General features: G+C 53.2%; 9 protein-coding genes and 1 pseudogene. 8 read left to right on the top strand and 2 right to left on the bottom strand.

From position 1 onward, the window contains the following. The first annotated feature begins 165 nt into the window (after positions 1-165). From I9W95_RS14510 to I9W95_RS14525, 4 genes are all read left to right on the top strand, one after another. The gene (locus I9W95_RS14510; protein ID WP_225676144.1) at positions 166-867 is read left to right on the top strand and encodes a TetR/AcrR family transcriptional regulator; all 702 of its coding nucleotides are present in this window, start codon (positions 166-168) and stop codon (positions 865-867) included. Beyond that, entirely contained in the window at positions 854-1,369 is a 516-nt protein-coding gene (locus I9W95_RS14515) for a PaaI family thioesterase (protein ID WP_225676146.1), read from the top strand. Before I9W95_RS14510 ends, I9W95_RS14515 begins: the two co-directional genes overlap by 14 nt. Then, a complete protein-coding gene (locus tag I9W95_RS14520) occupies positions 1,366-2,199 on the top strand; it encodes a patatin-like phospholipase family protein (protein WP_225676148.1) in 834 nt (277 codons plus the stop codon). Before I9W95_RS14515 ends, I9W95_RS14520 begins: the two co-directional genes overlap by 4 nt. 839 nt (positions 2,200-3,038) lie before the next feature. After that, complete coding sequence (locus tag I9W95_RS14525) at positions 3,039-3,497, top strand: REP-associated tyrosine transposase (protein ID WP_225676150.1); 459 nt, start codon at positions 3,039-3,041, stop codon at positions 3,495-3,497. Positions 3,498-4,045: 548 nt separating this feature from the next. On the opposite strand, the gene I9W95_RS14530 is transcribed toward I9W95_RS14525, so the two are convergent. After that, complete coding sequence (locus I9W95_RS14530) at positions 4,046-5,074, bottom strand: AraC family transcriptional regulator (RefSeq protein ID WP_225676152.1); 1,029 nt, start codon at positions 5,072-5,074, stop codon at positions 4,046-4,048. A 138-nt stretch (positions 5,075-5,212) separates the two neighbouring features. Between I9W95_RS14530 and I9W95_RS14535 the strand changes: the two genes are divergently transcribed. After that, positions 5,213-6,280 (top strand): 2Fe-2S iron-sulfur cluster-binding protein, encoded by a 1,068-nt coding sequence (locus I9W95_RS14535; RefSeq protein ID WP_225676154.1) that lies wholly within the window; start codon positions 5,213-5,215, stop codon positions 6,278-6,280. Positions 6,281-6,306: 26 nt separating this feature from the next. Continuing rightward, entirely contained in the window at positions 6,307-7,521 is a 1,215-nt protein-coding gene (locus I9W95_RS14540) for an alkane 1-monooxygenase (RefSeq protein WP_225676156.1), read from the top strand. A gap of 103 nt (positions 7,522-7,624) precedes the next feature. Here I9W95_RS14540 and I9W95_RS14545 read toward each other — a convergent pair whose 3' ends face one another. Next, positions 7,625-7,861, bottom strand: a complete 237-nt coding sequence (locus tag I9W95_RS14545) for a hypothetical protein (RefSeq protein WP_225676158.1) — start codon at positions 7,859-7,861, stop codon at positions 7,625-7,627. A 504-nt stretch (positions 7,862-8,365) separates the two neighbouring features. Here I9W95_RS14545 and I9W95_RS14550 point away from each other — a divergent pair. Further along, positions 8,366-8,905 (top strand): PepSY-associated TM helix domain-containing protein, encoded by a 540-nt coding sequence (locus tag I9W95_RS14550; RefSeq protein ID WP_225676160.1) that lies wholly within the window; start codon positions 8,366-8,368, stop codon positions 8,903-8,905. 818 nt (positions 8,906-9,723) lie between these two features. Beyond that, positions 9,724-10,041: pseudogene (locus tag I9W95_RS14555) on the top strand (hypothetical protein); the annotation flags it as partial.

Raw genomic sequence — 10,041 nt, forward strand, 5'->3', positions numbered from 1 at the left:
AGTAAGCGCCTTTTTTACGCCTGCCGAAAAGCAGATTTCATGTCCAGCGTTCACAATGTCCATCCAGTTAACTAAATGTTTATTCAATAGCTGTTGAAGATATGGCCAGTTTCTCGTAATTTACTGGCTCGAAATGATACTTTTACTGATCGGACATTCTTTACAATGCTCTCATCCACGGATTCTTCCAGCCGTAACCGTAGCCGCCTGAAAGCCGGAGATCGCCGTGACCAGCTGCTGGATGTACTGGTTCAGGTCATCCGCACAGAAGGCTTTGAACAGGTCACCATGGCACGGCTGGCCGATGCCGCCGAGGTGAATCCGTCACTGCTGATGCATCACTTCGGTAATAAAGAAAAGCTGATGCTGGCGCTGGTGGAGCGCACCCTGCAGCGCTACAGCGAGCTGTTCAGTGAGATGCCAACCCAGGGCAGTGCTCGCGGCCGGCTGGTACGGGTGCTGGGGCTGATGTTTGGCCAGCGCTGGATGGCGACCCTGCATGCCCCCGAACTGTTCGCCATGTTGTCGATTGCCCGTCGTAACCCGGATGTCGCCCAGGCGGTTGGTCGCATGTACCGCGGTTTTCACCGTGTACTGACTCAGGAACTGACCCTGCAGCAAAACGAAGGCACGATCCGCATCGCAGAACCGCAACAAACGGCGCGCATGCTGATGGCACTGATTGAAGGTGGACATTACTTCTCGGAGCAGGTTTGCGCCGACGGTAAGGCTGATGAACAGTATCAGCAACAGCTTGTTATTCACGCCCTGCAGATGCTGTGCGCGGGACCATTAACCCGCGAAGAAACGGTACTGCTGGAAAACGATTCACTGGCTCAGGAGGAAGCTTTACATGCAAAACACTGAATGGCGCCCGCTCAATAATATTGACGATCACTGTTTCGGCTGCGGCCAGCACAATCCGAATGGCCTGCAGATGCGCTTTTCCACCAACGGCGAAAAGCTGCGTTCTGACCTGGTCATTCCTGCACACCTGCGTGGCTGGAGCCATCTCGCCCACGGCGGCGTAATTACTACCATGCTGGATGAAGTCATGGGCTGGGCGGGCATCTATTTTCTCAACCGCTTTTTGCTGACCCGGGATATTAAAGTACGGTTTAAATTGCCGGTGCAGATTAACGAGCCGGTTACTCTGTACGGCTATGTCGCGCAACAGAAAAACGACCGGCTGGTGACACTGGCTGGCGAGCTGCACAACTCCCGTGGTCAGGTTGCTGCCACAGCACAGGGTGAATTTGCCCTGTTTAAACCGGAAAAATTCGCCACCATGAACCTGGTGCCAGCGGATCATTTAAAACGAATGGAAGGTATGTTTCAGGCGGTTCAGCACCCGGAGACCTGTGCATGAGTCGTGCGCTGATTGTTGAAGGCGGCGCCATGCGTGGCATCTTCAGCAGCGGTATTCTCGATGCTTTTATTGCCGCCGATTATTATCCCTTTGAGCAATATTTAGGTGTCTCGGCCGGGGCGTCCAATCTGGTAGCGTATCTCGGTAAGCAACAAGGGCGTAATTATCGGGTGTACACCGATTATTGCCGGCGTCCGCAATGCATCAGCTGGTCGCGTTTTCTGCGCGGCGGCAGTCTTATTGATATTGAATGGCTGTGGGATATAACCGAACGCGAACTACCGATAGGCGAGAAGCATATAGCGCAGCGGCGCGAACAGTTGCTGATTACCACCACCTGTGCAACGTCGGGTGAAGCGCATTACATGACGCCGGAAATGGACGAGATTTTTCAGATGCTGAAAGCCTCCGGTACTATGCCGGTAGCCTTTCGCGGCAATGTGATGCTGCGCGGGCGTCAATGGTTTGATGGCGGCGTGTCTGATTCTGTACCGGTGGAAGAGGCTTATCGTCGTGGTGCCCGAGACATCCTGATTCTGCGATCCAATCCCGTGGGCTACCGTAAAAAAGCCTATCGCATCAGCAAACTTTTTCCGAAATTAATGCCGCGCTATCCAAAGATAGCCGAGCGCCTTCAGCGCCGGCACGAAGATTATAATCGCTCAATCGAATTTATTCGTAATCCTCCTTCGGACTGCCGTATACACGAGATCTGTCCGCCTGATGAATTTCCGGTTGGTCAGTTTACCCGCGACCTGAATAAGTTAAATTCAGCCTATGAAATGGGATTGGCGGCGGGCAATGAGTGGTTAATAAATGCCGCTTCTTAGCGGCTTAATGGAGTGTGAATTCAGACACGTCTGCTGCAGTGGCGTGTAATTTGTAGGAGAGTCCTTTGGACTCGATGGCGAGCGTAGCGCGCCTTAATTCAGCGGTGCGTTATTTGTAGGAGCGGCTGTTAGCCGCGATGGCGTGCGCAGCGCGCCTTTATACGGCATAGCACCTGCTACGCAGACGTTCGCAGCCAACGGCAGCTCCTACAACCGTGTAAATGTAGGAGCGGGCCATGCCCGCTAAGGCGTGCGTAGCATGCCTTTATGCAGCGGCGCGTTATTTGTAGGAGCGGCTGTTAGCCTCGATGGCGTGCGCAGATCGGGCCTTTATATGGCATAGCATCTGCTACGCAGACGTTCGCAGCCAACGACAGCTCCTACAACCGTGTAAATGTTAGCCGTGATGGCGTGCGCAGATTGGGCCTTTATATGGCATAGCATCTGCTACGCAGACGTTCGCAGCCAACGGCAGCTCCTACAACCGTGTAAATGTAGGAGTGACTGTTAGCCGCGATGGCGTGCGCAGCGCGCCTTTATATGGCATAGCACCTGCTACGCATACGTTCGCAGCCAACGGCAGCTCTTACAACCGTGTAAATGTAGGAGCGGCTGTTAGCCGCGATAGCGTGCGTAGCACGCTTTTATGCGGCGTGAAAAATCGCAGAGAGCATCTCACCGGCCAATGGCAGCTCCTACAGCGACCGCTCCAATAAAGAACACGAAATACCGCATGAAATCCATCCTGAAAATTCTCTGCATCTGAACATCAACATGATGTCCGATTGAAATAACCATTTCTGTCTTCAGAATAATGGGTCTGTACAGGGAGGTTCGCAATGTTAATCAGTGGCCATAATGCGTTACGAAAGGGGCGCTATTCACAAGAAAACCAGATTTACCATGTTACGTTCACAACGTATTTAAGACAGCCTGTATTCATCGACTTTACTGCTGCCCGAACGGTTTGTAATACCATCAATGCCCCTGGCACACTGAAAGGAAATGAGTTGCTGGCCTGGACTCTGATGCCTGATCACATTCACTTACTTTTTCAGTTGAAGGCGCAAGAAAAAATTTCAGATTTTATCCGGCGTATTAAGTCTTCATCGTCATTGATGGTGAATCGTCGTCTGGGCCGTTCGGGGAAGTTATGGGCGTCGGGCTATTATGATCATGCGATAAGAAATGATGAAAATCTGCTGGCGGTTGCTCGCTATATCGTGGCAAATCCATTGCGGTCAGGGATTTGCAGTAAGGTAGCGCAGTATCCATATTGGAATGCCAAATGGTTATAGATTAGCTAACGTGCCCTGATGCGGTGGTGCGTTATTTGTAGGAGCGGTCGTTGACCGCGATGGCGTGTGTAGAGCGCGCTTTTATATGGTGTAAAAATCGCAGAGAGCGTCTCACCGGCCAACGGCAGCTCCTACAGCGGTGTAAATGTAGGAGCGGCTGTTAGCCGCGATGGCGTGCGCAGCGCGCCTTTAATGGCGTAAATGATCGCAGAGAGCGTCTCACCGGCCAACGGCAGCTCCTACAGCAGTGTAAATATAGGAGCGGCTGTTAGCCGCGATGGCGTGCGCAGCGCGCTTTTATATGGCGTAAATGATCGCAGAGAGCGTCTCACCGGCCAACGGCAGCTCCTACAGCGGTGTAAATGTAGGAGCGGCTGTTAGCCGCGATGGCGTGCGCAGCGCGCCTTTATATGGTGTAAAAATCGCAGAGAGCGTCTCACCGGCCAACGGCAGCTCCTAAAGCAGTGTAAATGTAGGAGCGGCTGTTAGCCGCGATGGCGTGCGCAGCACGCCTTTATGCGGCGTGAAATATCACTGAATAGAAAAACTTAAACCGAATACTGGCGGCGGAAATTTAACGGCGATAAACCATCATTGCGCCGGCGGAAAGCGCGACCGAAATTCGCCGGATCGTTGTAGCCCAGCAAATGACTGATCTGTTGCACACTCAGGCGGGTAGTGGTCAGATACTGACGCGCCATATCCTGACGCCACTGATCGAGTAACTCCTGATAATTGGTACCTTCATCAACCAGTCGACGGCGCAGAGTACGGGGAGACAGCGCCAGTTCATCTGCCACCTGTTCAAACGATGGGAAGCGTCCTTTGGCTCGAGCCAGCATCATCTGAATCTGGCCACTTAAACGTTGCTGTGATTTCCATTTAAGTAATTCTTCTTCACATTGCTGAGTGGCCTGGCGTTGCACCTGAGTGTCCGCCAGTTGCGATGGCAGGCCCAGATCGTCACGCGGGATAACCAGCTGATTAGCCGTTTGATTAAAGCGCACCGGGCACGGAAAAAATGCCTGATACAGCGCACCGTATTCAGGCTCGTCAAAGGCGAAGTCGACGCGAATTAATCGTGCACGCTCTCCTGATACAAAACGTAATACGGCAATTAATGTAACGGTCAGTGCTTCCAGAAACGTCGCGCGAATATCGCCCAGCGTATACAGCTCGTCCATTTTTAAACAGGCATAGCTGCCCTGCTGTTCCATGCGCAAAGACACCAGCGGTGTCCGGGTAGCCACATACTGACAGGCAATATGCGCAGCCTCGCCCAGAGTTGAACTGCTCATGGCCGCGAGTCCGAGCAAACCGTGTGTCGTAATAGTCAGCTGACTGCCTAAATACAGACCGAGTGCTGCTTCACTGATTTCATTTCGGGACTCACGTATCAAACCGCTGAATTGTGGCCAGGTCAGTTTGCCACCCAGTTCATCTGCTTTGGTTTCATCCACGTCTGCGCGTACGCAAACAGCAGAAGCAGAACCGCCCCGAGCCGAAACCAGGTTAAGCAAATTAGGAACATAATTGGTCGGAAGCTGAAAGCTTTCCTGAATGGCATCACTTGTCATGCTTCTATCTTATCCTTTGCTGTGCAACAGAAAAGACCATGGCCTCATATGACCATTCCTTGTCTGCCGGTGCTGTAATCCATTTTTTCGCAAAAGCCTAAACTGAGCGCATAACAACAACGATAAAGGTGCAGGCTTATGCTCTCATTGTTTCGTAAAAAAAGTCGGTCAATTACGCTCGATAATACGCAGCAGACCCTGATCGCCGAGCCGGGTGAAACCATTCTGCAGGCAGCATTACGCGAAGGTATTCGGTTTCCCCATAGTTGCCGGGTTGGTGGTTGTGCGGCGTGTAAATGCCAGCTGCGTAAAGGCCAGGTAAAAGAACTGACTGAGAGCGCTTACGTACTGAATACCGAAGATCTGGACAACGGCTACATTCTCGCCTGCCAGAGCGTACCGAAATCGGACGTTAGTATTTCTATTCCCGACTGGGATGAACGCAGCCCGGATCATGCTGTGCAGAAAGTCTCAGGCATGATCACCGGCCAGCGCTTCCTGACCCATGATATTACCGCCATTACCATCGAGCTGGATCAGCCACTGATGTTCACTGCCGGACAGTATGCGCAATTGTCGCTGGCCGGTGATCAGGCACCGGCACGTGCTTATTCCTTTGCTGAAACCTGCGGAGAACAAGGTGCGAAAATTATTGAGTTTTTTATTCGTAGTGTCGAAGGCGGTGCTTTATCACCACGCTTTCGTGATCCGGCCATTCGCGGCGCGCGGGTAAATATCGAAGGACCGTATGGCGACTTCTGGTTACGCCCTGACGATACACCCATTTTCGCCATTGCCGGTGGCAGTGGCTTAGCGCCGCTGCTCAGTATTCTGCGTCAGGGTGTGGCAGAACAATCAACCCGTCCGGTGACCTTGCTGTTTGGCGCACGCACCCAGGCAGACCTGTATGCGCTGGATGAAATTTCTCAGCTGGAAGCCCTGTGGGCCGGACCGTTTGAATTTATCCCTGTGCTGTCGTCCGAACCGGAAGACTCTGATTGGCAGGGGCTTCGCGGCTGGGTAACGCAAGCGATAGAAGGGCGCATCAGTGGCACCAGTCAGGTGTACCTGTGTGGACCGGCGGGCATGATTGATGCGGCCATAGAAGAATGCCAGAAATTCAGCGTGCGCCCGACGCAAATCTTTTTCGACAAATTCTTAGACAGCCGCGACCTTGCGGTTAAAGAACAACTGGCGTCAGCCTGAATTAAAAAAATAACAGGAGAGAAGCGATGTTCAAATACACAAAATACACTCTGTTTCACATGCTCACCATTCCGTTCGGAATTGGTGTGACCTTGGGCGGCGACTGGCTGTATGCCGGTCTGGTATTTGCCGTCGGCTTTGTGGTTATTGGTGATCTGTTAATGGGTGACGATACCAGTGAGCCAAAATACGAAGCGCCCTGGCTGCTGAATCTGCAACTGTATTCTTCTCTGCTGCTGATTGTGGTGATGAATTTCCTGATGGTGTGGAGCGTGTCAGATGCCGACGTACTTGGCTATGGTGCACTGGTTCAACAGTTCACCGGCTTTGATGCACTGGCTGCGCGTGACACGAATACCTGGCCACAATACGCCGCCGCGATTCTCGGCTGCGGTCTGTTGACCTCAGTGGTGGGCACCATTGTTGGTCATGAACTGACGCACCGCACCTGGGACCCGATGGCTATGTTTATTGGTCGCTGGTTGCTGGCCTTCAGCTGGGATACCGGTTTCTCAATCGAGCACGTCTATGGTCACCATATTTATGTGGGTTCAACGGATGACCCGGCAACCGCACCGCGTGGTCGTAATGTGTATTACCACATTCTGGCGTCTACCTGGAAAGGCAACATCAGCGCCTGGAATCTGGAAAAGAAACGTCTGCAGAAAAAACGTCTGCCGGTCTTCAGCCACCACAACCTGTATATCCGTGGTCTGCTGATGTCACTGGCACTGGAAGTTGCAGCCTTTGCCATGGCTGGCTGGATTGGCGTGGCAGTCTTTACTGCAACCGCACTGATTGCCAAAGCGTTCCTGGAAATTGTGAACTTTATGGAACACTACGGCATGGTACGTAACGTCAAAACACCGGTACAGCCATACCACAGCTGGAACACCAATAAACGCATCAGCTCCTGGGCAACCTTTAACCTGACGCGTCATTCTCACCACCATGCGGAAGGCGATGTACCTTTCCAGAAACTGCGCCCTTATCAGGATGCACCCATGATGGTTAACGGTTATCTGACCACCATTTTCCTGACCCTGATTCCACCCCTGTGGAACGCGATTATGGTGCCGAAAGTGCTGGACTGGGATCGTCGTTTTGCCAGTGCAGAAGAACTGGAACTGGCTATGCAGGCAAATAAACGCAGCGGTATTAAAGCCTTTATGGAACAGGACTACAGCGACCTGATCCGCCAGAAAAAAGAAAAGAGCAACCGCACGGCTCAGGCGGCATAACTGAGCCACATTTAACGTGGGAGCGTTAAGGCAGGCAGAGGTAATTTGAGCGAGTTACCGCCACTGCCAGATTCTTTCCGGGGCAATAGCCCCGGCTTTTTTCTCAGTTTTCCTGAGCTACCTGATCAGTGTCAGCGCATTTTTCTACCGCATTATCCACGCGGTAAGAGGGCAGCTTACGCATGCCGGCGTTGTACACCGCCTCTGACACCTGCGCCGGAGCATTCGCACCACGCGCTTTCTTAACGTTATCCATAAATACATCCGGTGATGCCTGGGCAGCAGCCGATGCGAGCATAGCGGTTGCGGCAAAAATAACCGCAGATACAGAGTTTTTCATATTCATTGTCCTGTTGTGTTCAGGTCTTTGCCTGTTTGATTTGTGTGTGCAGGACTATTAAATGAGATTAATTCTCATCGGTTAAATTTCTTGTTTCTCTCGACTCGATTTGTAAAAGCTATTGACTGGCCACGGCAGCACCAGCGGCGGATATGTCACTTGCAGGAGCGGCAGCTACCGCGGTAATACATCACTCCGCTCATCCTGAGCCTGTCGAAGGACAGCTTTTGTAGGAGCGACCGTTGGTCGCGATGGCGGGCGCAGCACGCCTCTATGCGGCGTGAAAGATCGCCCCTATGAGAAGAATCGAAGCTATTAATCGCAGCCAACGGCAGCTCCTACAACCTCAGCACGAACGGTATTTCTTCACACCGCTGATCCTGAGCTTGTTGAAGGACGACCCTCCCTTGACCTGTGACAAATGCCCGTGCGATCGGACAATTCTTTACGCCATGGGAGGCTGCAAACCCTACATAATAAAGGCAATGACACAGGAGAAAACCCATGCAACGTAAGCTGCTCGTAACGATTCACTTATACCTCGCCGCATTTTTTACTCCGCTGGTTATTGCCATGGCCGTTACCGGAGGCCTGTACCTGCTGGGTGTTAAAGGCAGCGTCGAAAAAACGCCGGTCGCGACGATTGCCGGACAACAACTGAATCTGGAAAAGGGCAATGAAAGCGCACGTATCGATGCATTGCTGGAACAGGCTGGTATTCAGACCGATTATGCGTACGTGAAAACCGTTCCGGGCGGAGCGATTACCCGTCCAACCAGCCGCGAATACTATGAACTGCGTGACACTGCCGATGGCGTCAGCGTTAGCCGCATGCAACCGGATCTGATTGCCAGTCTGGTGGAACTGCATAAGGGTCATGGCCCCCAGGCGTTTCGCTGGTTAGAAATTGTCTTTGCTCTCGGCCTGGTATTTATCATGGTGTCGGGTCTGTACCTTGGCCTGCAGTCACCGATGCTTAAAAACAAAACGCTGGTGTTGTCCGGTGCCGGTACGCTGGTGTTTATAATCGCCGCAGTGATCTGATATCGGAGTAGCGGATCGCAGCGAGCGTCGCACCGGCCAACGGCAGCTCCTACAGCTGCGTTCATGTAGGAGCGGCTGTTAGCCGCGAATGTGAATGCCGTGTGCAGCACGGCGTCACGTTATTTGTAGGAGCGGGCCATGCCCGCGATGGCGTGCGCAGCGCGCCTTGATACGGTGTGAAAAATCGCAGAGAGCGTCTCACAGGCAGGATCGCAGCCAACGGCAGCTCCTACAGCAATAGCACGCCGTTCATCCTGAGCTTGTCGAAGGACGCCCTTCGAGATTTCCGGACTACGTCCGGCCTCAGGACGAACGGTTATTTCTGCAACAACAGCGTAGGGGGGGCACTGCCCACCAAGTGATTCACAAAGAGCGTCGCACCGGTAGGCCTAGCCTGCATCGCAGAGAGCGTCTCTCAGGCAGGATCGCAGCCAGCGGCAGCTCCTACAGTAATAGCACGCCGTTCATCCTGAGCCTGTAGAAGGACGTCCTTCGAGATTTCCGGACTACGTCCAGCCTCAGGACGAACGGTTCTTTCCGCAAGTGGGCATTGCCCACCAAATGAATCGCATATCCCGCTCATCCTGAGCCTGTCGAAGGACGCCCTTCGGGATTTTCGGGCTGCGTCCGGCCTCAGGACGAACGCTACAGCGCGCAGGACATTTACCTGATGTCGCTGGCCCATTCCGTCCGCCTAGATTCCCGCCAAAGTACCAGTTTTATATCTCTGTGACCGCTGTCGCGCGGCTGTCTGTTGCCTGCCGGTTTGACGCCGCTTAGACTCTGCCACCTGTTTCATGGAATGAACCGACAACGTCATGGCTGACTACGAATTCGAAGATGTGCAGGGCAACCGCTATCGCCTGATCCGCGGGGCGGGGCCTGGCTGGCATCACGCAAACAACCTCGGGCGCGGCAGTAGCATGGTCGCCGACCAGCTGCTGGGCTCTGTTGCCGACGCCATTGTTTATAAGGCGTACGATCACTTCTATTTCGACGTACTTTCCGCCTTGCCGGATGCATCACCGCTGCCGCGCGAAGCCCTGAGCGAAGCCATCGCCAGTTCTCATCTGGTGTTAGAGCGGCTGGATAGTGCGCTGGCCATTGGCGATGAAGAGCCCGACCCGCGGCAGATG

It is taken from the genome of Thalassolituus marinus (assembly GCF_020320395.1).
Taxonomy (GTDB): domain Bacteria; phylum Pseudomonadota; class Gammaproteobacteria; order Pseudomonadales; family Oceanobacteraceae; genus Venatoribacter; species Venatoribacter marinus.

Coding starts and splice junctions, on each gene's coding strand:
- I9W95_RS14510 (WP_225676144.1), top strand. CDS start 166: ATGCTCTCATCCACGGATTCTTCCAGCCGTAACCGTAGCCGCCTGAAA.
- I9W95_RS14515 (WP_225676146.1), top strand. CDS start 854: ATGCAAAACACTGAATGGCGCCCGCTCAATAATATTGACGATCACTGT.
- I9W95_RS14520 (WP_225676148.1), top strand. CDS start 1,366: ATGAGTCGTGCGCTGATTGTTGAAGGCGGCGCCATGCGTGGCATCTTC.
- I9W95_RS14525 (WP_225676150.1), top strand. CDS start 3,039: ATGTTAATCAGTGGCCATAATGCGTTACGAAAGGGGCGCTATTCACAA.
- I9W95_RS14530 (WP_225676152.1), bottom strand. CDS start 5,074: ATGACAAGTGATGCCATTCAGGAAAGCTTTCAGCTTCCGACCAATTAT.
- I9W95_RS14535 (WP_225676154.1), top strand. CDS start 5,213: ATGCTCTCATTGTTTCGTAAAAAAAGTCGGTCAATTACGCTCGATAAT.
- I9W95_RS14540 (WP_225676156.1), top strand. CDS start 6,307: ATGTTCAAATACACAAAATACACTCTGTTTCACATGCTCACCATTCCG.
- I9W95_RS14545 (WP_225676158.1), bottom strand. CDS start 7,861: ATGAAAAACTCTGTATCTGCGGTTATTTTTGCCGCAACCGCTATGCTC.
- I9W95_RS14550 (WP_225676160.1), top strand. CDS start 8,366: ATGCAACGTAAGCTGCTCGTAACGATTCACTTATACCTCGCCGCATTT.